The following is a 26,663-nucleotide window of genomic DNA, read 5'->3' as shown; positions in this document are numbered from 1 at the left end:
TTAAACTTTAAACCAATAGTAGAATGGAAGTTTTAAAAATAGCAACAGCAGGAAGTGTAGATGACGGAAAGAGTACCTTAATCGGGAGATTATTGTACGATACAAAATCGTTGACTACTGATAAAATTGAAGCAATAGAAAAAAGCAGCAAGCAAAAAGGATACGATTATCTTGATTTTTCATTGGCTACCGACGGTTTGGTTGCAGAGAGAGAACAGGGAATCACGATTGATGTGGCGCATATTTATTTTTCGACAACCAAGAAAAGTTACATTATTGCAGATACTCCAGGTCACGTTGAATATACACGTAACATGGTTACGGGAGCTTCGACTTCGCAGGTTTCAATTATTTTGATTGATGCCCGTAAAGGGGTAATTGAGCAAACGTACCGTCACTTTTTTATCAATAATTTATTGAGAGTAAAAGAAGTGATTGTTGCAGTAAACAAAATGGATTTAGTTGATTATTCAGAAGAGGTATACAACAAAATCAAAGCTGATTTTCAGGCATTGAACAGCAAAAGTTCATTCAAAGAGCAAAACGTAAGTTACATTCCGTTGAGTGCTATCAATGGAGGGAACGTTGCAGATAAATCAGAAAACATGCCTTGGTATAACGGACAAACGGTTTTGGAACATTTAGAAGCTTTAGAACCAGAAGATGTTTTTGAAACAGGAAAAGCACGTTTCCCAGTGCAAACCGTTATCCGACCAAAAACAGAAGAGTATCATGACTTTAGAGGATATGCCGGAAAATTATACGGTAACAATATTAAAGTTGGCGATGCCGTAACGGTTCTTCCTTCTTTAACAGAATCTAAAGTGACCAAGATTCACTTTTTTGACAAACAATTTGATGAAGCGACTGCAGGTTCTTCGATTACTTTGGAACTGGAAAATGATATCAATGTAACAAGAGGTGATATGATTGTAAAATCAGATGAGTTGCCTAAAATTGAAAAAGAAATCAATACAACGATTTGCTGGATGGATAGCAAAAAGTTAGTTGCAGGTACAAAATATTTGGTACAACACAATACCAACAGAGTTTTGGTGAAAATTGAAAGCGTGAAAAACGTAATCGCAACCGATTATTCAGGAGTGACTCCAGCGACTCAATTGAGCATTAATGAAATAGGCGAAGTTACTATTAAATTAAGCAAAGCCTTGTATTTTGATGCTTACAATGACAATAAATCAAACGGCGCTTTTATTTTAATAGACGTTGCTACTAATACCACAGCAGGAGTTGGATTTATAAACTAAATATAACTTTTGCCAAAAACAACACACAGATGGAAAGTTTTAGAACCGAAATAGAAGACCCGATTGTCCAAAAAGACATTATCGATTTAGAAAGAAAAATTGCTTTATTCCGTGATGGAAAAATTGATGATGAGCGTTTCCGTAGCCTTCGTTTGGCTAGAGGAGTGTACGGTCAGCGTCAGGAAGGCGTACAAATGATTCGTATCAAATTGCCTTTTGGTAAAGTGACCAGCGAGCAATTGACGCGTATTACTAAAGTCTCTGACGAATATTCAACAGGACGTTTACACATTACAACGCGTCAGGATATCCAGATTCACTATGTAAGTTTGGACAGAACGCCACAACTTTGGGCTGAACTAGAAAAAGATGATGTTACACTTCGTGAAGCTTGTGGAAACACCGTAAGAAATATTACGGCTAGCGAAACAGCAGGAATCGATTCAGAAGAACTTTTTGATGTGTCGCCTTATGCGCACGCTATGTTTCAGTTTTTCTTGAGAAATCCGGTTTGTCAGGAAATGGGACGTAAATTCAAAATTTCATTTTCGTCTTCTGATAAAGATACGGCATTAAGTTATTTACATGATTTAGGATTTATTCCAAGAATTATAAATGGGGAAAGAGGATTCAAAGTAATGTTAGGTGGAGGATTAGGTTCTCAACCAAGCCATGCCGAATTATTGTCAGAATTTATTCCGGTGAACCAAATTATCCCAACAACTGAAGGTGTCTTGAGAATTTTTGACCGCTTTGGCGAAAGAGCTAAAAGGTTGAAAGCACGTATGAAATTCTTAATCAAAGATATTGGTCGTGATGAATTTTTACGTTTAGTCGATGAAGAGAAACTTGCCTTGTCACACCAAGTAGTTGAAATAGACACAACAGCTTTTGATGGTGCAATTCCAGCTCCTTTATTGGAAGCGCCAAAAGTAGCAATTGAAGACACAGTAGCTTTCGAAGCGTGGAAAAAATCAAATGTAATCGCGCAAAAACAAGAAGGATATTATGCCATTGGAATCAAAGTTTTACTAGGGGATTTTTATACCGATAAAGCTAGAGCATTGGCAGAACTAATAAAAAATTATGCAGCTAATGAGTTGCGTTTTTCTTTGAGACAAGATATTTTGATTCGTCACGTAAAAGAAGAAAATTTACCTTTTTTCTACCAAGAATTAGCCAAATTAGATTTTGTGGCTTTGGGTTATAATACCATTTCAGACATTACAGCTTGTCCGGGTACCGATACCTGTAATTTAGGAATTGCAAGCAGCACCGGAATCGCAGTAGAACTAGAAAGAGTTTTAAAAACAGAATATCCACAATACAGCAACAATCAGGAAATCACGATTAAAATCAGTGGTTGTATGAATGCTTGTGGGCAACATAATATGGCGGAAATTGGTTTTCAAGGAATGTCAATCAATGCTGGAAAATTAGTAGCGCCAGCACTTCAAGTATTATTGGGTGGTGGAAATTTAGGAAACGGATCAGGAAGATTTTCAGATAAGGTGATCAAAATCCCAAGCCGAAGAGGACCTGATGCTTTGCGTTACATTTTAAATGATTTTGAAGCGAATGGAAATGGACAATCATTCTTGAATTATTACGATGCCAAAGGCGAGAAATATTTCTATGAAATGTTGAAACCCTTAGCCGATTTGACGAATCTTACCGAAGCTGATTTTGTAGATTGGGGAAATGCTGATAACTACGTGAAAGCAGTTGGAATAGGAGAATGCGCCGGGGTTGTAATTGATTTAGTAGCTACTTTGTTATTAGAAGCCAAAGATAAATTGACTTTTGCGCAAGAAGCTTTCGAAGAAGGAAAATGGTCTGATGCTATTTATCACGCGTATGCCGGTTTTGTAAATGGATCCAAAGCCTTATTGCTTTCAGAAAACCAAAAAACAAATCATCAAGCTGGAATAATAGATTTATTTGATACTGTTTTTGTGGAAACCAATAAAATCCCATTGCAATCGACTTTAAAAGCTTTAGTATTTCAAATTAAAGATGAGGAACCCTCTAAAGAATTTGCTACAAAATACATTCAAGAAGCCATTGCATTTTTTGATACCATAGAAACATATAGAGCCAAAGACCTTCAAGATGAAAAATAAAATAGAACCTCAAGTTACTTTAGTAGGTGCTGGTCCTGGTGATCCGGATTTACTTACCATCAAAGGTGCAAAAGCATTGGCGGAAGCTAATGTAGTTTTGTATGACGCCCTAGCAAATGAAGAACTATTGTCTTATGCTCCTAAGAAAGCTTTGAGAATATTTGTGGGAAAGCGAAAAGGTTGTCATGAATATACGCAAGACGAGATCAATCAATTGATAGTTGACAATGCACTTACATACGGAAATGTGGTGCGACTAAAAGGAGGTGATCCATTTATTTTTGGTCGTGGAAGTGAAGAAATAGAATTCGTAGAAAGCTTTGGAATTCCTACATTTGTAGTGCCGGGAATTTCATCCTCTATTGCAGTTCCTGCGTCGCAAGGAATTTCGTTGACAAAAAGAGGAGTTTCGGAGAGTTTTTGGGTGATTACAGGGACGACTTCAGCACGAAAATTGTCTTCAGATGTAGTCTTAGCGGCTCAATCAACAGCAACCGTTGTGATTTTGATGGGAATGAGTAAATTGGACCAAATTGTAGCTTTGTTCCAAAAGGAATCTAAAGGAGAAATGCCCGTTGCGATTATTCAAAACGGAACAACTCCACAGGAGAAAGTAGGAATTGGAACGGTGGATACCATTCATAAAATTGTTGCAGAGAAGAATTTAAGTTCTCCAGCTATTATTGTAATCGGAGAAGTAGTAGGTGATGGTAAGAAAAACGTAGCTTTTTATAACGAATTGAAATCGCATCACAATAAGGTCTTGGTCTATGGAAAGGAATGAGTTATATCCAATATTTTTGAAATTACACAATCTCAACACACTTATTGTAGGTGGAGGAAATGTAGGTTTAGAAAAGTTGTCCTTTTTGTTAAAATCGAGTCCAAATGCAAATGTTGAGGTGGTGGCGCCGCGATTTTTACCTGAGTTAGAAACGTTGGCGGCAAGCCATTCAACAGTAAAGCTGACGTATAAAAAGTTCAATCGGTGGATGCTACGCAAACGCCACATGGTTATTGCCTGTACTAATGATTTAAAAGTGAATAAAAGGATTTATGATTTGTCCAGAAAAAGATATTTGATTTGCAACATTGCTGATACGCCGCCATTATGTGATTATTATTTGGGTGGAATTGTCACCAAAGGAAATGTGAAAATTGCTATTTCGACTAATGGAAAATCACCAACAACGGCCAAACGATTACGTGAGTTTTTTGAAGAAATAATTCCGGATGACATCAATAAAATGGTCGAAAACTTGAATGAATATCGCAAGACGCTGAAAGGAAATTTCGAAGAAAAAGTTCAAAAAATGAATGAAATTACCGAAGCGTTAAAAAGCCCCCTGACCCCCAAAGGGGGAAAATATTGAGGTGAAATATTATACTTAAAGTATTAACTTCAATTTCTGGTTCTCTCCTTTCGGGGGATAAGTGAGAGAAAAAAATGATATTTATCATTGAAATTTAAGAAAATTCACTGGTAATTTGTGGCGAATAAATAAATAAAATAACTCTTCCTTGTAGTTCCCCCTTTGGGGGCTAGGGGGCTAATTAATAAAAAAATGATTAAAACAGACATACTTATAATAGGAGCCGGACCTACAGGTTTATTTGCCGTTTTTGAAGCAGGATTATTGAAATTAAAATGCCATATATTAGATGCACTCCCGCAAGTGGGTGGTCAATTATCAGAATTGTATCCTAAAAAGCCAATTTACGATATTCCGGGATTTCCTGAAGTTTTAGCAGGGGATTTAGTGAATAATCTGATGGAGCAAATCAAGCAATTTGAGCCCGGATTTACTCTTGGAGAACGTGCAGAAACGATTGACAAGCAAGAGGATGGGAGCTTCATTGTTACCTCTAATAAAGGGACAAAAATTCAGGCTTCGGTAGTGGCTATTGCTGGAGGACTAGGAAGTTTTGAACCTAGAAAACCACTTATTGACGGAATCAATTTTTATGAAGGGAAAGGGATTAAGTATTTTATCAAGAACCCAGAAAAATTTAGAGATAAAAGAGTCGTTATTTCAGGTGGAGGAGATTCTGCTTTAGACTGGAGTATATTCCTTTCTAACGTTGCCTCTGAAGTGACTTTGATTCATAGAAGAAATGAGTTTAGAGGCGCATTAGATTCTGTTGAAAAAGTACAGGAATTAAAAGATGCTGGAAAAATACGGTTGATTACACCTGCTGAAGTAGTAGGGCTCAATGGAGCAGAACATATCGAATCTGTTGTACTTGATGAAAATGGTGCAAGAAGAACCATAGAAACGGATTATTTTATTCCGCTTTTTGGACTTACACCAAAATTAGGTCCCATAGGAAACTGGGGATTAGACATTGAAAAAAATGCCATCAAAGTAAATAACTCATTGGATTACCAAACGAACATTCCGGGAATTTTCGCAATAGGAGATGTAAATACCTATCCTGGAAAATTAAAATTGATTCTTTGTGGTTTCCATGAAGCGACTTTAATGTGCCAGGCAGCCTACCAAATTATCAATCCAGGGAAGAAATATGTATTGAAATACACGACAGTTTCTGGTGTTGATGGGTTTGATGGAACTCGTAAAGAGGCTCCAAAAGCGGTGGTGAAAGCCATAGTATAAAAAAGGTACAAAGTTACAAAGGTTCTGAGTTGCTAAGGTTGGTTTAAATCCTTGCAATTCAGAACCTTTTTTTTAAAATTTTTGCAACAAACTGCCTTAGAAACTTTTAAAAAAAACTTGCAATTGTTAGCGCTATGTCTTTACTTTGCACTGTTCCTATATTTATTGAAAGTTATCACGAAAGGCGGAGGGAAAGACCCGATGAAACCTTAGCAACCCTTTATCTTTAAAGAAGGTGCTACATTCTACTTTATGCTGAATTTGTTTCAGCATCTAAGATAGATAACACACGAATACTCACTTAGTATTTCTCAAACCTTTTCTTGACAACCTATCGATTTTAGCCTACTGAATTAATTTCAGTATCAGGAGCGAACAATTGGCGTTTTTTCTGCCAATACCGTTCCCGCTTTCCGTTGCAATCTTTCTCGTCCTGAACTTGTTTCAGGATCCTGAAACAAGTTCAGGACGAGAAAGGATTTTCACTGCAATCGGGGCTAAAGGGCTAAAATAGTGAACTTTTGTAATTATTAATCAAAAGAACGAATCTCAGTGCAGACCGGGATTTACAAGAAATAAACAATTATGTCAAGCATTTCAAAAGACAGTTTAGGGGTTCCCCATTCAGGGGCTAGAGGGCTTATTTATAAGGCTATAAAAGAAAGAATTCTTGTTTTAGATGGAGCCATGGGAACCATGTTGCAACGCTACAATTTTTCTGAAGAGGATTTTCGTGGCGAACGTTTCAAAGATTTTCCACATTCCTTGAAAGGAAACAATGATTTATTATCACTTACCCAGCCACAAGCCATAAAAGCAGTTCACGCAGCCTATTTTGAAGCAGGAGCAGATATCGTTGAAACCAATACGTTCTCAGGAACCACAATTGGTATGGCTGATTATCATCTAGAAGATTTGGTTTATGAATTGAACTATGAATCGGCACGAATTGCCCGTGAAGTAGCCGATGAATTCACAGCCAAAAATCCAGACAAACCTCGTTTTGTAGCCGGTTCCATAGGACCAACAAACCGTACGGCCAGCATGTCACCAGATGTAAATGATCCCGGTTACAGAGCCGTAACTTTCGATGATTTACGCATTGCCTACAAACAACAAGTCGAAGCCTTAATTGATGGAGGAAGCGATTTATTATTGGTGGAAACCATTTTCGACACTTTAAATGCTAAAGCAGCACTTTTTGCCATTGAACAAGTCAAAGACGAGCGTAATATTGATATTCCAATTATGGTTTCGGGAACGATTACCGATGCATCTGGAAGAACACTTTCTGGGCAAACGGTAGAAGCTTTTTTAGTTTCAGTTTCGCATATTCCGTTGTTGAGTGTAGGATTCAATTGTGCTTTAGGAGCTGATTTATTGAAACCTTATTTACAAACCTTGTCTCAAAATACGTCGTTCAATGTATCAGCACATCCTAATGCAGGATTGCCAAACGCCTTTGGAGAATACGATGAAACACCAGAGCAAATGCAAGCATTCATCAAAGAATATCTCGACGATAATTTAGTAAACATTATAGGCGGTTGTTGCGGAACAACCCCAGAACACATCAAGTTGATTGCTGATATTGCAAAGGATTATAGACCAAGAATTTCGACGGCGGTGATGTAGTCTCATCATTGCGAGGTTTTTTGAACGTTATTAATAGGTTTGAAATAGATACGTTCACGATGCTCTCAAAAGAGTGAGTTCTCAACGGAGTTAAGTTATAAATACTAAAAAACAACAATAAATTATTTAGATGATGAAAAAATATTTTACAATTACACTGTTGGTTCTAATTACAAATTTTAGTTATTCTCAATTTGGGACGAAATATGAAGAAGTTAAAGTGTTATTGAAAAATGGAAATGTAGTAAGTGGTTTTGGTAGAGTAAGTTTGTATCACATAGATTTTAAAGATGTAAATAAGAAAAATCATGAGAAGATTGGTTTTTCGGATATTAATAACTTAAAATTTACTGTTTATAGCGGAAAGAAGAATATTAATAAAAATGATTTTATTCTAGCTTCGCTCCTGTTAGAAAAGAATAGCACTGATAAAAAAAAGTATGTTCTAGCAGAATTGATTGTTGAAAAGGATAAGATTAAAATTTATGGAGTCCATGCTTTTGAAGGTGGTGGCGGTTTCTCCATGGGGCCTGGTTTAGGAGGTCAAGTGAGTGTAGTTAATTTGAGAGGAAATTTTAATTCTAACAGCTACTCAGATTATTATTGTTATTTTAATAATGAATCTATTCCTAGATTAATGTATCAAAAAGTTAATACATTCAAAACCTTTAGAGTAATGGCAGCAGAATGTTTTAAAGATTGTGAGGAATTAAGTGAAAAAATTAATACAAAAGAATTCACGAAGGAAAATATATTTGAAATTGCAAATTATTATAATGATAAATGTAAGTAGATTTCTTATGCTAGCGAGAGAAGGAAGAATCTATGTTATTCGAGGAGGTTGCTGAGATTCCCCACAAAGACAGAAAATGTTCATGAGAAATAAAGTAGTTTAGATTGTCATTTCGAGGAACGAGAAATCACATCACGTTAGCAACTAGTGAGATTCCTCCTTTGTCGGAATGACAAAAAGAAGCAAATAATATTGTTGTTATCACAGAACCGCGTGAGGGATAGTAGTGAAAAGCCCACAGCGAAGTGTAGCGATAGCGCAACGTAGTGAGGACTTGAAAGGAATAGCCCGTTCGCCGCAGCGAACACGCCCAAAAAACTGAAAAAGTGCTTTGTAAAAAGCAAATTATAAGATAAAATAACTTAGAACCTATGCAACTTAGGAACTTAGTAACTCAAAATAAAATGGCAGAAAAAGAAACTAGAAAAAACCTTGTTTTGGCTGGATTAGAGCCTTTGATTATTACGCCGGAAAGCGTTTTTGTCAATATTGGTGAACGCACGAATGTTACAGGTTCTAGAAAATTCCTTCGATTAATCAAAGAAGAAAAATACGAAGAAGCACTCAGTATTGCAAAAGAACAAGTGGAAGGTGGCGCACAAATCATTGATATTAATATGGATGAAGGAATGCTTGATGGCGAATATGCCATGACAAAATTCCTGAATTTAATTGCTGCTGAACCGGATATTTCTAGGGTTCCAATCATGATTGATAGCTCGAAATGGGATATTATTGAAGCGGGCTTGAAAGTGGTGCAAGGTAAGAGTGTGGTGAATTCTATTTCGTTAAAAGAAGGGGAAGAGCAATTTATACATCACGCCAAATTAATCAAGCGCTACGGTGCTGCAGTAATTGTGATGGCTTTTGATGAGGTAGGTCAAGCGGACAATTATGAGCGTAGAATAGAAATTTGCCAACGTTCGTATGATATATTAGTGGATAAAGTGGGATTCCCAGCTCAAGATATTATTTTCGATTTAAATATATTTCCGGTAGCAACAGGAATGGAAGAACACCGCTTGAACGCATTGGATTTCTTTAGAGGAACCAAATGGGTTCGGGAGAATCTTCCACATGCACATATTAGCGGTGGGGTGAGTAATGTGTCGTTTTCGTTTAGAGGAAATGATACGGTTCGGGAAGCAATGCACTCGGTTTTCTTGTACCATGCGATTCAAAACGGAATGACAATGGGAATTGTGAATCCAGAAATGCTTTCTATTTATGACGAAATTCCGAAGGATCTTTTAGAACGTGTTGAGGACGTAATTCTAAACAGACGTGATGATGCAACCGAAAGATTATTGGACTTTGCCGAAAATGTAAAAGGAGATGTAAAGAGCAATGAAAAAGCAGTTCAAGAATGGCGCTCGGGAACTATTCAGGAACGATTAACGCATTCGTTAGTAAAAGGAGTTGATGAATTCATAGAAATTGATGTTGAAGAAGCAAGATTAGCAGCGACAAAACCAATCGAAGTAATCGAAATCAACTTGATGGCGGGAATGAATGTCGTTGGGGATTTATTTGGTTCGGGGAAAATGTTTTTACCGCAAGTGGTAAAATCAGCAAGGGTTATGAAAAAAGCGGTAGCGTATTTATTGCCTTACATTGAGGCTAGTAAAGAAGCTGGCGACAAGCGAGGGAATGGCAAAATATTGATGGCAACTGTAAAAGGAGATGTACACGACATTGGAAAAAATATTGTTTCAGTGGTTTTAGCTTGTAATAATTATGAAATTGTAGATTTAGGTGTAATGGTACCTCCAGAAAAAATTATAGCTGCTGCAATAGAACACAACGTGGATATCATTGGGTTAAGCGGATTAATTACACCGTCATTAGACGAAATGGTATATCTGGCGAAAGAACTAGATAAACGAGGTTTGAAAATCCCAATAATGATTGGGGGAGCAACAACTTCAAGAGCCCATACTGCCGTAAAAATTGCGCCTCAGTACAGAGAAACAGTTATCCACGTAAACGATGCTTCGAGAGCAGTAACCGTTGCGGGAAGTTTACTGAATAAAGATAAAAAAATATATGCAAGTGATATTCGAGCGGAGTACGATGCTTTCAGAGAAACGTTTTTGAACCGTTCGCGAGACAAAAATTTCCTGACGATTGAGCAAGCTCGCAAAAATAAACTACAATTGGATTGGGATAAATACAACCCGATGAAGCCTAATTTTATTGGAACAAAAACAATCGAAGTCGATTTGGATGTTTTGGTTCCGTATATTGACTGGACACCGTTTTTTAGAACATGGGAATTGTTCGGGAAATATCCGGCTATTTTGACTGATGAGGTTGTAGGTGAACAAGCGACTTCCGTTTTTGCAGATGCCAAAGAAATGTTGGAGGTTATTTTGAAGGAAAAGAAATTGACAGCCAAAGGAATTTATGGAATTTTCCCAGCGAATCAGGTCAATGATGATGATATTGAAATATACGAAGCCCCCCCCGCCCCCGAAGGGGGCGCTACTGAAATGGTAGATAAGCAGGCTTGGGAAACTGCAAGTCCTGTTTTGTATGACAGGTTAAAAGTACGGGCAAAAGAGATGAGAAACAAGCCGACAGAAGCTGAAAAAATGCTGTGGAATGTTTTGTCTAATAAGGGGATTGAAGGGTTTAAATTTAGAAGACAACATATAGTAGGGGAATATATTGTTGATTTTGTGTGTTTAGAAAAAAAGTTAGTGATTGAAGTAGATGGTTCTATTCATAATGATCCTGAACAAATTGAACACGACAGAGACAGAACTATTTGGCTAGAAGCAAAAGGATTTAAAGTTGTCAGATATACAAACAATCAAGTTCTGAATAATTTAAATGGTACTATTGATACTATTAGTAAAGAATTATCGACAAAGGTAGAAGTTCCCCCTTCGGGGGTTAGGGGGCTCTTCTTAACGCTTCGTCAACAATCTCAAAAAACTAAAGGTGCTCCAAACATCGCATTGTCTGATTTTATTGCTCCGAAAGACAGCGGTAAAACAGATTATATGGGTGCGTTTTGTGTGACGACTGGTTTTGGGGTTGATGAATGGGCGGCTGAATTCGAAAGAGATTTGGACGATTACAACTCGATTATGGTCAAAGCATTAGCAGACCGTTTTGCAGAAGCTTTTGCCGAATACCTTCACGAAAGAATCCGTAAGGAAATTTGGGGTTACGCGGCCGATGAAAATTTAAGTACGGAGGCCATGATTGAAGAAGTGTACAAAGGTATTCGTCCTGCACCGGGTTATCCGGCTTGTCCAGATCATTTAGAAAAACCAACTATTTGGAAATTACTAAATGTGGAAGAAGAAATTGGTGTAACGCTGACTGAAAGTATGGCGATGTGGCCAGCTTCTTCGGTTTCAGGATATTATTTTGGAAATCCAGAAAGCAAGTATTTCGGACTAGGGAAAATAAAAGAAGACCAAGTCATCGATTATGCAAAACGAAGAAGTGTGTCCACCGAAGTAGCTATGAAATGGCTGAACCCAAATATTGCGGATTAAAAAAATGTTTAAGGTTTAAAGTTTAAAGTTGTTCGAAAGAAACCTTAAACCTTAAACCTTAAACTTTAAACAAAAAAAGAATGAAAGTAACACAACATATAGAAGCAGCAAAAGGAGAAACATTATTTTCCTTCGAAATTATTCCGCCTCAAAAAGGAAAAAGCATTCAGGAATTATACGATAATATTGATCCGTTGATGGAGTTCAAACCGCCATTTATAGATGTAACCACCTCTCGCGAGGAATTTATTTATGTCGATAAGGGTAATGGATTATTGGAAAAAAAACTAACCAGAATGCGTCCGGGAACACTTGGAATTTGTGCTTCAATCAAGCATAAATATAATGTCGACACAGTTCCTCATGTGCTTTGCGGTGGTTTTACCAAAGAAGAAACCGAGTATTTATTGGTCGATTGTCATTATTTGGGAATTGATAATGTGATGGCTTTGCGAGGTGATGCGATGAAAGACGAACAATCTTTTGTTCCTAAATTAGGAGGGAATGATTTTGCTGTTGATTTGGTCAAGCAAATTAACCAACTAAATTGCGGAAAGTACTTGCACGAGGTCATAGATGTTGATAATAAAGCCAATTTTTGTATTGGAGTTGCTGGATATCCAGAAAAACATTTGGAATCTCCGTCTTTAATTTCCGATTTGAAACGTTTGAAAGAGAAGGTAGAAGCCGGTGCGGATTATGTGGTGACACAAATGTTTTTTGACAATGCAAAATATTTTGAGTTTGTTGCCAAAGCCAGAGAAATGGGAATTACCGTTCCTATTATTCCAGGAATTAAACCAATCGCTGTACAAAGACACTTACAAGTATTGCCACAAATTTTCCGAATCGATTTGCCGGAAGATTTAATTCATGCAGTGGATCAATGTAAAAACAATGCAGATATCAGACAAGTTGGAATCGAATGGGCGATTCAACAATCATTAGAATTGAAAGCAGCGGGCGTTCCCGTGTTGCATTATTATTCAATGGGGAAATCAGAAAATATTAAGCAAATAGCGAGTAAGGTTTTTTAGAATTTAGTATTATTATATCAAAAGATTCCAATCTTTATAAAGGCTGGAAGCTTTTTTAATTTTAATAATTTTGTCATTCCGACGAAGGAGGAATCACACTTTATGAGATTCCTCCTTCGTCGGAATGACAAAACGAAGCTTTTTTATCTGAATACTGAATACTGAATAGTCGTAACTGAATACCTGACACTTATTTCGTAATTTCTCTAAAAACAGCCTCCAAATTTTTATTTTTCTGATTCAGTTGTAATGTTTTCAATCCGTTATCGTGAGCAAAATCGAAAACAGCTGGGCGCATGTCTTTATCGGATAGAAAAGTCAGTTCCCAAGAGCAATCATGTATATTTTTGAAAGATTTTAAATGGGGGATTTTTGCAATAGCTTGTTCTTCGATCTTGTAATCAAATTCCACTTCGATAACCTGTTCTTTGTCGGCAGAAATTAAGTTGTCCAGTTTTTTATCAGCTACAATTTTCCCGTTATTAATGATGATAACACGGTCGCAAATTGCCTCTACTTCCTGCATAATGTGTGTAGAAAGGAAAACGGTTTTGTCTTTTCCTGCGTTTTTAATCACATTTCGAATTTCCATTAATTGATTCGGATCTAAACCAGTTGTTGGTTCATCGAGAATCAAAACATCAGGATTGTGCAATAAAGCGTTTGCAAGACCTACACGCTGGCGATATCCTTTGGATAATTGTCCTATTTTTTTATGGCTTTCGGTTGTTAAACCTGTCAATTGAAGTACTTCTTCAATGCGCGATTTGGCTACTTTGTACACATCAGCATTGAAAGCCAAATATTCTCTCACATACAAATCTAAATATAACGGATTGTGTTCTGGAAGATAACCAATAGAAAGTTGCACTGCTTTTTGTTGGGTGTTCACATCGTTTCCATTTACGATTGCTATCCCTTCATCGGCAATGATATACGTGGTCAATATTTTCATTAAAGTCGATTTTCCAGCACCATTTGGACCTAAAAAACCAACAATTTCTCCTTTTTTGACAGAAAATGAAATGTTATCCAGTGCTTTTTGGGCACCGTAACTTTTGGATATATTACTAACTTCTATTGACATGGAATTTTATTTGGTACAAAAGTAAACAGAAAAAGTATTGATTTGTTGTTTCTTTTGCCACTGATTCAAAGGATTTTTGAGATTTTTTTAATTCAAATTTTCAAATGGCTATAAATTCCGATTTTTAAAGTCAAAAAATAGGTTATAACTAGTGGTATAGATTTATATATTTACAATAAAATAGAATACTATGGCAACAATACAAATTGGCAATTTCTTGAAGAATTACAAAAGTATATTATTGCTTCTTGGCGGAATTTTGGCAGGAAGTATATTGGGTTTAGTTTTTGGAAAAGGAGTAGAAGTGATTAAACCTTTGGGCGATATATTTCTGAATTTGTTGTTTACAGCCATTATTCCGTTGATTTTTTTTACGATTGCATCTTCGATTGCCAATTTAGAAAAAACAGAGAAACTGGGAAAATTATTTGTCATTGTTATAGGAGTGTTTTTAAGCACCGTGTTGATTTCGGCTATTTTGATGCTAGTTGCTGTCTTGTTATTTCCTATTCAACAGGATATTATTATTTCAAAAATTCCATTAGAAACCATTCAGGAAAGTAGCGCGGGTTCTCAAATAACCCAACTGCTAACTGCAAGTGATTTTTTTGAACTTTTGTCTCGGAAAAATATGTTAGCGCTCATTATATTTTCATTTTTGATAGGATTTGCTAGTTTGCAATCGGGTGAAAAAGGGAAAGATTTCAGTAGGTTTTTGAATTCAGGCAATGAAGTGATGAAACAGTTGCTGCACATCATTATGAAAACGGCTCCAATAGGATTAGGTGCTTATTTTGCATATCAGGTTGGGATTTTTGGACCGCAATTATTTGGCGCCTACGCAAAACCTTTGGGACTGTATTATGCACTTTGTGCTTTTTACTTTGTCGTGTTTTTTAGTTTGTATGCTTTCATTGCTGGGGGAAAAGTAGGATTTAAAGTGTTTTGGAAAAATAATATTACGCCTTCATTAACGGCATTGGGAACGTGCAGTAGCATTGCTACAATTCCTGCTAATCTGGAAGGTGCCGAACAAATGAATATTCCGGCTCACATCAGAAATGTAGTTATTCCACTGGGTGCGCCTTTGCATAAAGACGGTTCGAGTATGTCATCGATTATAAAAATTGCAGTTATTTTTGCCATGTTTGGAAAAGATTTAACCGAACCGAATACGTTGCTGATTGCGTTAGGAATTACGGTAATTGTTTCGGTTGTCGAGGGCGGAATTCCAAATGGAGGTTACATAGGAGAAATTCTCGCCATAACTGTTTATGGTTTTCCAATGGAACAAGCTTTGCCCGCAGCTATGATTATAGGAACTTTAGTAGATCCAATGGCAACTTTGCTAAATGCCAATGGCGATCTAGTATCAGCGATGTTGGTGACCCGAATTTCGGAAGGAAAAAAATGGCTTACCGAAAAATTAGTGGCCTAATTTGATGTTTATCTAAAAGTAGTATTGATTTAATCCTCTATAATAAAATCATTTTCATATTTTCTTGGCATTATAATAACTCTGATAGGCAGTGGTACGAGTTTGTCTTGTCTATAACTGGCATAAAATGGAGGTTAGAAAAGATTTAAAGGATATAAATTTCAAATACTCACTAACTAAATGAGATTTTTAAAGCCTTTTTTTAATTATTACATAATTAATAACTAGTTTTTTAGTGAATCCTTTTTTAGTGCAATAAAAGCCTTCTTTTTTTTGGGTTAGCTGGAAATTATGTATACATTCGCAGAGTAATTAATACAAAAAAACAACAACATGTTGAGTAACCGATTTTATTTTAGCAACTCTTATTATTTCTTCTGGAAGGTAGAAAGGGATTGTTGTATGGTTATTTAATTAGAAAAATTAAATTGATACTATAAACATACAATCCCGATGTAAATCGGGATTTTTTTTTGCTTAAAAGTGTGTAAAATGAATAAAATAATTGGAATACAGGGCATAACGGGTTCTTTTCATCATCAGGTGGCACAGGAATATTTCGATCAAAATATTGCTCTGGACGAATGTTTATCCTTTGAAGAGTTAGTGGATAACCTTCTTTCAGGGAAATCAGATCAGGCAGTTATGGCGATTGAGAATTCTATTGCGGGGCCAATTATTCCAAATTACGCTTTGATTGACAAAAATAATTTGCACATCATAGGAGAACATTATTTGAGAATTCATCAAAATTTAATGGCGTTAAAAGGGCAGAAAATGGAAGATATTCTGGAAGTTCATTCGCATCCTATGGCTATTTTACAATGTATGGAATTCCTTAAAAAATATCCAAATATAAAACTAGTTGAAGACAAAGATACTGCTGAAACCGCGCGTAGAATTCAGGAGAATCAGTTGAAAGGAATTGCTGCAATTGCCAGTAAAACCGCTTCTGAAATGTATGATTTGGAAATTTTAGCGCCTGAAATTCAAACGATTAAAAATAATATGACCCGTTTTGTAATCGTCAAAAAAGAGAATTCATTTGTACCAGAAGGCGAAATTAACAGAGCGTCCATCAAATTCGAATTGGATCACAAGCGGGGTAGCTTAGCGGCAGTTTTGAATGTGATGAGCGATTGTAAACTGAATTTAACCAAAATACAATCGTTGCCAAAAATAGAGACGCCTTGGAAATATTCCTTTTTTGTGGATGTTACTTTTGAAAAATATGAAGATTATGCTAAAGCAAAATCATTATTGGTCATTATGGCGGAATATTTCAAAGTATTAGGGGAATATAAAAATACAAAACAATAGCCACCTAGCTCAGTCCCAAAAAGGAGTAAGATTAGAGTAATAATATAAATGTAAGATCATGATCAAAACAGCTAAACGTCTCGATATAATTGAAGAATACTATTTCTCCTCAAAATTAAGAGAAGTAAGACAACTGGCTTCCGAAGGAAAACCCATTATCAATATGGGAATTGGAAGTCCTGATTTACAACCGTCACAAGCTGTAATTGATGCAGTGGTTCTGGCAATGCAAGATGAAAATGCGCATCAATACCAGAGTTATCAAGGATTGCCGGAATTACGTCAAGGTATGGCTGATTTTTACAAAAATAATTATGGAGTTGCGTTAAATCCAGCTAATGAAATCTTGCCCTTGATGGGGTCTAAAGAAGGAATTATGCATGTTTCACTGGCTTTTTTGAATGAAGGAGACCAGGTGTTGATACCAAATCCAGGCTACCCAACATATACTTCGGTGACTAATTTGGTGGGAGCAGTTCCAGTATATTATGATTTAAAAGAAGGCAATAACTGGGAACCTGATTTTGAGGCTTTGGAACAACTGGATTTATCGAAAGTAAAAATCATGTGGATTGGTTATCCGCACATGCCAACAGGAGCGAGAGGAAGTTTAGAATTGTTTGGAAAGTTAGTGGCTTTCGCCAAAAAATATAACATTTTATTAATCAATGATAATCCATACAGTTTTGTTTTAAATGACAATCCGATGAGTTTGTTGCAAGTGGCAGGAGCAAAAGACGTGGCTTTGGAATTGAATTCTTTGAGCAAGACTTTCAACATGGCGGGTTGGCGAGTGGGAATGCTGTTAGGAAATGCAGCTTGTATCGATGCTGTTTTGAAAGTAAAAAGCAACATGGATAGCGGGATGTTCTTTGGGATTCAAAAAGGAGCAATCGAAGCGTTGAAAAGCGATGCGATTTGGTTTGATTCTATGAACGAAATTTATAAAAAGAGGCGCGTTCTAACGGAGCTGTTGGCTGAGAAATTAGGATGTAAAGTGTACAAAGAAGGTGTTGGGTTATTTGTTTGGGCCAAATTGCCTGACGGAATAACCTCTGCAGAACAGTTTATTGATACAATATTGTATGAGAAATCTATATTTATCGCGCCGGGAACTATTTTTGGGAGCAATGGCGAAGGATACATACGATTTGCATTGTGTGTAAAAGAAGAAAAAGTACAGGAAGCTATTAGCAGATTTGCTTAAAAAAAGTCGTTTAAAGAAAAATAAATTTCTGGATAACGAGATTCCCTAGCCCTGATAGCAGTGGAAATCCTTTTATGCCGGGGTTCGGCATAAGAGATTGAAACGAATAGCAGGATTAGCTACAAAAAAAATAAGAGATGAAAGTATTTGTAATAGGAATAGGATTGATAGGCGGTTCGATGGTATTGGACATTAAAACGCTGCATCCGGAAGCCAAAATTTATGGGATTGATAACAACGAAAGTCATTTGGCTGAAGCCATAGCTATAGGGGTTGTTGATGCTAGTGCCACATTTGCGGATTTAGCTGATGCGGATTTCGTGATTGTTTCGGTTCCTGTGGATGTGACATTGACTGTTTTGCCGCAAGTTTTGGATGTAATTGGTGATCAAACGATAGTTTTTGAAGTGGGTTCCACTAAAATGCCTATTTGTCAAGCGGTTGCGAATCATCCTAAAAGAAGAAACTTTATCGCTACGCATCCTATAGCAGGAACGGAGTTTTCGGGACCTTCGGCAGCGATAAAAGGATTGTTTCAAGGGAAGACAAACATCATTTGTGAGGTAGAGAAAACGACTTTCAAATTGCAGGAAAAAGCGTTGGATTTGTTTAAAGAAATGGGAATGAGGATTCGTTATATGGATCCAAAATCACACGATAAACACATTGCTTATGTATCGCATTTGTCTCACATAAGTGCTTTTATGTTAGGAAAAACGGTAATTGACAAAGAGAAACACGAACAGGATATTTTTGATATGGCGGGTTCTGGTTTTGAAAGTACGGTTCGTCTGGCCAAAAGTTCGCCAGCGATGTGGACGCCAATTTTTAAACAAAATAGGAAACAGGTCGTAAAAACATTGGATGAATACATTTCGAATTTGTCAAAGTTTAAGGAATTATTAGAAAATGAAGATTACGATGCGATTTACAATGAAATGCAAAGTGTTAATAAAATAAAGGAAATATTAAACGGAATGAATGTTAAAAAGTGATCAGTGATAAGTCACAGTTTACATTAAAAACAACAACACAACAACTAAAAAAATAAAAATTAGAAAAGATGGAAAACAAGAAAGAAATGAGAAATTGGTTGAATGAATTTAATTTGACTCATCCATTAGTGATAGCAGGACCTTGTAGTGCTGAAACCGAAGAACAAGTGTTGAAAATAGCACATGAATTGAAAGATTCAGATGTAAGTATTTTTAGAGCAGGAATTTGGAAACCAAGAACGCGTCCAGGAGGATTTGAAGGTGTTGGAGAAATTGGATTGAAATGGTTGAAAAAAGCAAAAGAAGAAACCGGATTGTTGATGGGAACGGAAGTAGCCAATGCGGCTCACGTAAAATTAGCTTTGGAATATGATATCGATGTTTTGTGGATTGGAGCAAGAACTACCGTGAATCCTTTTGCAGTGCAAGAAATTGCAGATGCTTTGGCTGGTACTAAGAAAATTGTATTGGTAAAGAATCCAGTAAATCCAGATTTGTCTTTGTGGTTAGGTGGTGTAGAGCGTTTGTACAATGCCGGAATCGAGAAATTAGGGGTGATTCACAGAGGGTTTTCGACTTACGAAAAAACAAAATACAGAAACATTCCAGAATGGCAAATTGCTATTGAATTGCAAAATAAATTCCCTGATTTACCTTTAATTATAGATCCATCTCATATTACTGGAGACCGCAAAATGATTCTTGAAGTGACGCAAGAAGCTTTAGATTTGAATTATGATGGTATGATTATCGAAACACATATTGATCCTGATAACGCTTGGAGTGATGCTGCACAGCAGGTGACTCCTGATGCGTTGAAACAAATTTTTATTGATTTAAAAGTGCGAAAAACGGATGATGTATCAGATGAGTTTACGCAGAAAATGAAAAAATTGAGAGCAAATATTGATGTTTTAGATGCCACTTTGCTAGAACTTTTAGGCAAACGTATGAAAGTAGCGGATGAAATTGGTTTGGTTAAAAAAGCAGCCAACGTAGCAGTATTACAAAACAGCCGTTGGAATGAAATATTAGGTAAAATGATTTTGGATGGGGAGACCAAAGGACTTTCGGAAGAGTTTGTACTAAGAATGTTCAAAGCAATTCACCAAGAAAGTATCAGTCACCAAGACAAAGTGTTGAATGCGTAAAATAATTTTATAATAATTATGAAAACCTACAATTTATTTGTAGGTTTTTTTGTAGTATTGTGCAGTATTAAATTTAAAACTACATTTTATGAAAAAATTATTTGTACTGTCATTTGTATTCCTAAGTTTTCTAGGATATTCGCAAAAACAAGTATTTGAAAGTCCTGAACTTGCATCTTTAATAAAAGAGCATAAAACAGTTGCTATTTTGCCTTTTACAGTCAAAATTACTTATAAAAAGCAACCTAAAAATTTTAGTGTCGAGGGTAATAGAGATCAAGAACTTAAAATGTCTAAGTCAATCCAGTCCAGTATGTATACTTTTTTACTACGCAAAGCGGATTCTTATGCTGTAAATTTTCAAGACGTAGAAAAGACAAATATTTTACTTAAAAAATCTGGAATTGCAGATAAGTTGGATGAAATGACTAAGGATGAAGTTGCAAAAGCACTTGGTGTTGATGCAGTAATTAGCGGTACTTTCGAATCAGAACAGTCCAAATCTGAGGGAGCTGCTATTGCAACAGCCGTTCTTTTGGGGGGTTTTGGTGGAAAAACAGGATCTGGATCATTAACGATGACGATTAATAATGGTAAGGATGGCGAGATGTTATGGCGCTTTTTTAAGACTATGAATGATAATATCTCCATCTCTACAGATGATATTGTTGAGAGTATGATGAGAAAAGTGTCTAGAAATTTTCCTTATTTGAAATAATTTATCACTTATTATAAAATAATCCCTTCCACTAATACTAGTGGAAGGGATTTTCGTTTTAAGAGGGTTTAAAAAACATTAAATTTTAAACTTTAAACTTGAAACAAAATTTTACCTTTGCTCCATGACAGGACTCGTATACAAATCTACAGGAAGTTGGTACACCGTAAAATCCGAACAAGGTGATTTTATAGAATGCCGTATGAAAGGGAAATTCCGAATTAAAGGAATCAAAAGTACCAATCCCATTGCTGTAGGTGATATTGTAGATTATGAATTAGAAGAATCATCCGACACTGTTACAGGAACGATTCATAAAATTCATGACAGGAAGAACTATATCGTACGGAAATCAGTGAATTTATCACATCAGATGCATATTATTGCGTCTAATATTGACCGGGTTTTCTTGTTAGTTACAATCAATAATCCGCCAACGACTTTTAATTTTATTGACCGTTTTTTGGTTACTGCAGAAGCGTATGGAATTGAAACCGTTCTTGTTTTTAACAAAATAGATACTTTTGATGACGCTACGCTGGACGAACAGTTGTACATGCAACATGTGTATCAAGAAATTGGATACAAATGCTTGCGGGTTTCTTCTACTGAAATGAAAGGAATTGAACAATTAAAGGAAATGATGATTGGCAAAGTGAGTATGTTTTCTGGGCATTCTGGAGTTGGAAAATCAACTTTAGTGAATGCTATGGAACCGTCATTACATTTAAAAACAAAAACGATTTCTGAGGCTAGTAAACAAGGACAGCACACAACAACGTTTGCTGAGATGTATGATCTATCTTTTGATGCCAGAATTATCGATACACCAGGCATCAAAGGTTTTGGAATTGTGGATATGGAAAAAGAAGAAATCAGTGGTTATTTTCCTGAGTTTTTCAAATTGAAAGAGCAATGCAAATTCAACAATTGCTTGCACAAGGATGAACCGCATTGTGCCATAAAAGCAGCTTTAGAGAAAGATGAAATTGCATGGTCACGCTACAGAAGTTACCTTAAAATTCTGGAAGGTGATGATGAAAATTACCGCACGGACATTCACAATGAGGATAGAATCATTAGTGATAAAACGAGGGAATAAAAGCCCCCTAACTCCCGAAGGGGGAACGTTAAACTGTTAAAAATATAATCAGAAATCATGACAAATTTTTTTATTTACAATTTTGAGAATTCCCCTTTCGGGGGCTAGGGGGCTATGAAAGTAGTTCTCCAAAGAGTTTCCTCAGCCTCCGTAACAATAGATAGCAAAATCGTAGCGGATATTCAAAAAGGTCTATTGGTTTTAGTTGGTATTGAAGATGCCGATAATCAAGAAGATATTGATTGGTTGGTGAATAAAATTACGAACATCCGCATTTTTGGTGATGAAAACGATCTGATGAATTTATCTGTCAAAGATATAGACGGCGAAGTACTTGTAGTTTCCCAATTTACATTGCATGCGTTGACCAAAAAAGGCAATCGGCCTTCGTATATCAAAGCCTCAAAACCAGAAATTGCCATTCCTATGTATGAAAATTTTGTAAGCCATTTGCAAAAAGAACTGGGTAAAAAAGTGCAAACAGGTATTTTTGGTGCTGATATGAAAGTGTTTTTGTTAAATGATGGGCCAGTAACAATAGTAATTGACAGTAAAAATAGAGAGTAGGTTTTGTTAGAGTTACAATAATTAGTTGTATATTTAATCTTAATCTATAATAAAATATGTTACATTTGCACCCCGATTAAAATTCATGTTTCTGAAAATCAGTTCATTATTAATCAATCCAATTATGATAAATCACAATAAATATTCACGAAATCAAATAGATAAATTAGGCAATGGTTTAATTTATTTAATTGAAAAAATGGGCTTTCTTCCAAAGACAAGTTTGTTGAAACTAGTTTATATTTTAGATGAATTTTCTGTAAAGAAAAGAGGTTTTCCTATGTTTAATCTGCAATATGAGATTTGGAAATATGGGCCTGTTTGTCAGGATTTATACATTGAGTTTAATGACGGAACGTCACTTTTGAAAGAATACATTAAATCTGAAATTATTGATAACAAAACTCATATTTCTGCGGTTAATAGTTTTAATGATGATGAATTTTCTGATTCTGATATTGCTATTTTCGATGAAATTGTAACAACATTCTCAGGCAAAAACACCAATTATTTAGTTGATTATACACATCAAAAAAATTCTCTTTGGTACACAACCGCTCAAAAAAATGGTGTTTTAGACGCTTTGCTAAAGGAAGAAATCAATGCTACAGATTTTAAAATTGATTTTGCCGATTTAGTTTCATACGATGAGAATAAATTAGCATTCTACAAGGATCATTTAGAATTTTTGAACTTTACAGCATCTTTAAATCAAAGATAAATGATGTTTGAGAAAGGACATCTGTTTTATTTTAAAGAGTATATCTTTAAGAATGGAAACGAACCTAAAAACAAATTCTTTCTTGTTTTAAAAACAATCGAAAATGGATTTATAGCTGCTATTTTACCAACAAAAGTAGAATCACTTCCTGCTAACATCGAGAAAAATCATGGTTGTATTTCATTTCCTGAAAAGTGTATTTGTTGTTATTATATTCCTAAAGATGTTGTAGTTACAAACAATAATTTTTCTTTTAAGTTAGATACGTATTTGTATGCTCAATACGTCTTTGATGAATCAGAAGTTAATCTTTTGTCGACCTATCAAATTGAAGACATTGAGTTTAAAGGAAAATTAACTGATGAAGAATTTGACAAAATTATTGATTGTTTTTCAAACTCAGCTTTACTTTCCAGAAAATTTAGAAAAGATCAATTTAAATTATAATCAAAACACTTCTACTCGGAGTGTTTTTTATTTTACAATTCTTACATTTGTTTTTATCTGTAAAACAAATAAGATTGTATGACCCTTTACGAAAAACTACAAAAAGTATCTAGCGAAGAAGATGTGAAAGACATCTATATAAAGGCGTTGGGTCTCAAACAATACCAAAAAAACCTAATCGATATTCAAACTAAAGAAATATGGTTTGAAGCCAAAGATAACAGCAAGCTTTCTACCTACGCCATGTTTACCCAACTGATGCATTATGTACAAGATGCGTTAAATAAAGGCGATTATGTGCCGCCTTTTTTGTGTGTAATCGACACTAAGAAAGCTGCCATTATGAAAAGTACCGATGTTATTCCTTTTCTGGAAAAGAAAACCATCAAATGGGGAAAATCAGCGAGTCAATATACCCAAGAAGCACTCGATGCTATTTCGGCTCACATAGGTACGCACTTTGTTTCGTTTAATATAGAAACCCACGAAGAAGAATTTATTTCGACCATAAAAAATGCCATTGCCAAAGGCGATATAATTCGCACCGCCATTACCCCAGACAACTTGAAACAAGTTTTTGACAAATGGGTAGCAATGATAGGTCGAGAAATAAATGGCGTTGCCGAAGATGATTATGCCTTGTTGTTTTTTGCTGATATTATGCACGATGGTACCTCGTCAACGCACCTGAATTTGCCTGCCGAATTGATGCACAAAAACGGGGCACCAGTATTTGCCCTTGCCGGCAAAAACTACGAATTGGGCAACAAAGAAGGCTATCGCCAGTTTTGGACCATTTATCACAAACCACCAAAAGCAGAATACCGCAACTATTTGTTAGAACGTCGCGATAGTTTAATTCCCATGGACGAGCGCAGTTTTAAAGGAGCGTATTACACGCCATTGGCAGTGGTTGACAAAGCCTATGATAAACTAGCCGAAACCCTTGGCGAAAATTGGCAAAAAGACTATTTGGTTTGGGATATGTGTTGCGGAGTGGGCAATCTTGAAGTAAAACACTCCAACCCACGCAACATTTATATGAGCACACTAGACAGTGCCGATGTAGATGTAATGAAAGCCACCAAAACCTGTGTAGCAGCGCAACGATTTCAATACGATTATCTCAATGATGATATTACCGATGACGGAAAAATTGATTACACGTTAACTAATAAAGTACCCGAAGGCTTGCGCAAAGCGATTGCTGATGGTAAAAAGATTTTGGTATTGATTAATCCGCCGTATGCTGAGGCTACAAATTTTGAAAATATTGCCAAAGGAGTTACAGCTGAAAATAAAACAGGTGTTACAAAGACAAAAATAGCTTCATTATTAATGAGTGAATATGGAAAAGCTAGCAACGAATTGTTTACACAATTTTTAGCACGAATAGCAAATGAAATTCCAACAGCAACTATTGCTATGTTCAGCACGATGAAATATGTAAATGCTCCTAACTTTGAAAAATTTAGACAAGTTTGGATTGCCAAATATTTAGGGGGATTTGTAGTTCATAATAAAGCATTTGAAGGACTTACAGGTAAATTCCCAATTGGGTTTTTAGTTTGGAAAACGGCCAACAACCCTGACAGGGTTTTGAACCCTGTCAGGGTTAAAGAAATAGTAGTTGATGTTTTAGATAAAAATGCAACACCAATCGGAGAAAAAACATTTTATAATTTACCCAACAATACATTTCTTAATGTTTGGTTGAATAGACCAAAAACAAATAAAGATGAGGTTGTTCCATTAAGAAATTCAATTTCTCCTTCTCAAACAAATCCACGTGTAAAGACTTGGTCTGATAATGCGATTGCTTATATGTACTGTGGTGTAAATGATTTACAACATGCCGAACAACAAACAATTATATTTTCTTCTCCTTATGGTGGTGGAAATGGTTTTTATATTACAGACGAAAACTTGTGGCAAGCCTCTATAATTTTCTCTATTCGTAGATTAGTTACTCCAACATGGTTAAATGACCGTGACCAGTTTTTACAGCCCACAAAAGAATTAACAGAAGAATTCAAAACTGATTGTTTAATTTGGATGTTGTTTAATCGTTGTCAACGAACCGCCAGCGCCAACGACCTAGAATGGAACGACAAGAAATGGAATATCGTCAATCATTTTATACCTTTTACCGAAGAAGAAGTTGGCGCAACCGACCGTTTTGAAAGTGATTTTATGGTAAATTATCTCACGGATAAGATATTTTCTAATGAAGCTAACGCTATTCTAAGAGAAGGCAAAAAATTGTGGCAAGCCTATTTCTCCCAAACCGATGTTCGAAGCGTGAGAGAGGAATTAAAATTGAATCGTCCAGATGTTGGTTGGTATCAAATACGGAACGCAATGAAAAAGCGCAACGAAAGTGGCGATTTTCAACCCGTAAGTTTTAAATCCTTTGAAGAATCCTATAAAGATTTAACCGAAAAATTGCAACCTATGGTGTATCAATTAGGTTTTTTGAAAATTTAAAATTAATTTCATAAACAAAAAACAATGAACTTAAAAAATTCCCAACTCGACGTTGACACTTGGATCAAAGAACACGGCGTTCGTTACTTCAACGAATTGACTAATATGGCACAACTGACCGAAGAAGTAGGCGAAGTCGCCCGAATCATAGCCCGCCGTTATGGAGAACAATCAGAGAAAGAAAGTGATAAGAATAAAGATCTGGGAGAAGAATTAGCCGATGTGGTTTTTGTGGTATTGTGTTTGGCAAACCAAACTGGGATTAATCTGCAGGAGGCATTCGACAAAAAAATGGATTTGAAATCTGTTAGAGACAAAGATCGTCACAAAAACAACGAAAAACTCAAATAATTTGTGAAGTATAAATTATGAATTATAAATACGGAGTGGTAAATTGCGAACTTGAATTAGACCATTGATAATTCATAATTCATAAC

At 35.9% G+C, this 26,663-nt stretch carries 22 protein-coding genes and 1 riboswitch; of the genes, 21 read left to right on the top strand and 1 reads right to left on the bottom strand.

The features are described from left to right. Nucleotides 1-23: 23 nt before the first annotated feature. The 9 genes from IWX83_RS10870 to metF all read left to right on the top strand — a co-directional run bounded on the left by IWX83_RS10870 (nt 24) and on the right by metF (nt 12,986). A complete protein-coding gene (locus IWX83_RS10870; RefSeq protein ID WP_196829647.1) occupies nt 24-1,268 on the top strand; it encodes a sulfate adenylyltransferase subunit 1 in 1,245 nt (414 codons plus the stop codon). Nucleotides 1,269-1,297: 29 nt separating this feature from the next. Further along, a complete protein-coding gene (locus IWX83_RS10865; RefSeq protein ID WP_196829645.1) occupies nt 1,298-3,391 on the top strand; it encodes a HEPN domain-containing protein in 2,094 nt (697 codons plus the stop codon). Next, a complete protein-coding gene (gene cobA, locus IWX83_RS10860) occupies nt 3,381-4,175 on the top strand; it encodes a uroporphyrinogen-III C-methyltransferase (protein ID WP_196829643.1) in 795 nt (264 codons plus the stop codon). The genes IWX83_RS10865 and cobA overlap by 11 nt, the downstream gene beginning before the upstream one ends. Then, entirely contained in the window at nt 4,162-4,764 is a 603-nt protein-coding gene (locus IWX83_RS10855; protein ID WP_196829642.1) for a bifunctional precorrin-2 dehydrogenase/sirohydrochlorin ferrochelatase, read from the top strand. The genes cobA and IWX83_RS10855 overlap by 14 nt, the downstream gene beginning before the upstream one ends. A 192-nt stretch (nt 4,765-4,956) precedes the next feature. Further along, a complete protein-coding gene (locus IWX83_RS10850) occupies nt 4,957-6,009 on the top strand; it encodes an NAD(P)/FAD-dependent oxidoreductase (protein ID WP_073355078.1) in 1,053 nt (350 codons plus the stop codon). Between the two features lie 169 nt (nt 6,010-6,178). Next, a riboswitch (SAM riboswitch) is annotated at nt 6,179-6,298 on the top strand. Nucleotides 6,299-6,594: 296 nt separating this feature from the next. Further along, nucleotides 6,595-7,644, top strand: a complete 1,050-nt coding sequence (locus IWX83_RS10845) for a homocysteine S-methyltransferase family protein (RefSeq protein WP_196829640.1) — start codon at nt 6,595-6,597, stop codon at nt 7,642-7,644. 130 nt (nt 7,645-7,774) lie between these two features. Next, the gene (locus tag IWX83_RS10840) at nt 7,775-8,437 is read left to right on the top strand and encodes a hypothetical protein (protein WP_132066479.1); all 663 of its coding nucleotides are present in this window, start codon (nt 7,775-7,777) and stop codon (nt 8,435-8,437) included. Nucleotides 8,438-8,841: 404 nt separating this feature from the next. Continuing rightward, nucleotides 8,842-11,949, top strand: coding sequence for a vitamin B12 dependent-methionine synthase activation domain-containing protein (locus tag IWX83_RS10835; RefSeq protein WP_196829638.1), 3,108 nt, complete (start codon nt 8,842-8,844; stop codon nt 11,947-11,949). A gap of 80 nt (nt 11,950-12,029) precedes the next feature. Further along, nucleotides 12,030-12,986: a methylenetetrahydrofolate reductase [NAD(P)H] gene (gene metF / locus IWX83_RS10830; protein ID WP_196829636.1), complete on the top strand. Its 957-nt coding sequence runs from the start codon at nt 12,030-12,032 to the stop codon at nt 12,984-12,986. A 190-nt stretch (nt 12,987-13,176) separates the two neighbouring features. Here the strand turns inward: metF and gldA are convergent, their stop codons facing one another. After that, a complete protein-coding gene (gene gldA, locus IWX83_RS10825; RefSeq protein ID WP_196829634.1) occupies nt 13,177-14,073 on the bottom strand; it encodes a gliding motility-associated ABC transporter ATP-binding subunit GldA in 897 nt (298 codons plus the stop codon). 190 nt (nt 14,074-14,263) lie between these two features. Here gldA and IWX83_RS10820 point away from each other — a divergent pair, with 190 nt between their 5' ends. From IWX83_RS10820 to IWX83_RS10765, 12 genes are all read left to right on the top strand, one after another. Further along, a complete protein-coding gene (locus tag IWX83_RS10820; protein ID WP_196829632.1) occupies nt 14,264-15,511 on the top strand; it encodes a dicarboxylate/amino acid:cation symporter in 1,248 nt (415 codons plus the stop codon). A 492-nt stretch (nt 15,512-16,003) separates the two neighbouring features. Further along, on the top strand, nt 16,004-16,831 hold the full coding sequence (locus IWX83_RS10815; protein WP_196829630.1) for a prephenate dehydratase: 828 nt from the start codon (nt 16,004-16,006) through the stop codon (nt 16,829-16,831). A 58-nt stretch (nt 16,832-16,889) separates the two neighbouring features. After that, a complete protein-coding gene (locus IWX83_RS10810) occupies nt 16,890-18,038 on the top strand; it encodes a pyridoxal phosphate-dependent aminotransferase (protein ID WP_196829628.1) in 1,149 nt (382 codons plus the stop codon). 137 nt (nt 18,039-18,175) lie between these two features. After that, nucleotides 18,176-19,033, top strand: a complete 858-nt coding sequence (locus tag IWX83_RS10805; RefSeq protein ID WP_196829626.1) for a prephenate dehydrogenase — start codon at nt 18,176-18,178, stop codon at nt 19,031-19,033. Nucleotides 19,034-19,101: 68 nt separating this feature from the next. Continuing rightward, nucleotides 19,102-20,184 (top strand): bifunctional 3-deoxy-7-phosphoheptulonate synthase/chorismate mutase type II, encoded by a 1,083-nt coding sequence (locus IWX83_RS10800; protein WP_073354229.1) that lies wholly within the window; start codon nt 19,102-19,104, stop codon nt 20,182-20,184. Between the two features lie 88 nt (nt 20,185-20,272). Then, the gene (locus IWX83_RS10795; protein ID WP_073354228.1) at nt 20,273-20,902 is read left to right on the top strand and encodes a hypothetical protein; all 630 of its coding nucleotides are present in this window, start codon (nt 20,273-20,275) and stop codon (nt 20,900-20,902) included. A 124-nt stretch (nt 20,903-21,026) separates the two neighbouring features. Continuing rightward, nucleotides 21,027-22,004, top strand: coding sequence for a ribosome small subunit-dependent GTPase A (rsgA, locus tag IWX83_RS10790; RefSeq protein ID WP_073354226.1), 978 nt, complete (start codon nt 21,027-21,029; stop codon nt 22,002-22,004). 114 nt (nt 22,005-22,118) lie between these two features. Then, nucleotides 22,119-22,571 carry a D-aminoacyl-tRNA deacylase gene (dtd, locus tag IWX83_RS10785; RefSeq protein WP_196829624.1) on the top strand — a complete coding sequence of 151 codons (453 nt, stop codon included), beginning with the start codon at nt 22,119-22,121 and terminating at the stop codon, nt 22,569-22,571. Nucleotides 22,572-22,695: 124 nt separating this feature from the next. Then, nucleotides 22,696-23,292, top strand: a complete 597-nt coding sequence (locus IWX83_RS10780; RefSeq protein WP_073354244.1) for a Panacea domain-containing protein — start codon at nt 22,696-22,698, stop codon at nt 23,290-23,292. Then, nucleotides 23,293-23,739, top strand: a complete 447-nt coding sequence (locus IWX83_RS10775) for a hypothetical protein (RefSeq protein ID WP_196829622.1) — start codon at nt 23,293-23,295, stop codon at nt 23,737-23,739. A 78-nt stretch (nt 23,740-23,817) separates the two neighbouring features. Beyond that, complete coding sequence (locus IWX83_RS10770) at nt 23,818-26,226, top strand: hypothetical protein (protein ID WP_196829620.1); 2,409 nt, start codon at nt 23,818-23,820, stop codon at nt 26,224-26,226. A gap of 24 nt (nt 26,227-26,250) precedes the next feature. Beyond that, the gene (locus tag IWX83_RS10765; RefSeq protein WP_073354219.1) at nt 26,251-26,577 is read left to right on the top strand and encodes a nucleotide pyrophosphohydrolase; all 327 of its coding nucleotides are present in this window, start codon (nt 26,251-26,253) and stop codon (nt 26,575-26,577) included. Nucleotides 26,578-26,663: the final 86 nt, after the last annotated feature.

It is taken from the genome of Flavobacterium sp. CG_9.1, assembly GCF_015751645.1.
GTDB lineage: Bacteria > Bacteroidota > Bacteroidia > Flavobacteriales > Flavobacteriaceae > Flavobacterium > Flavobacterium xanthum.
This window is presented reverse-complemented; position numbering and strand designations above follow the sequence as displayed.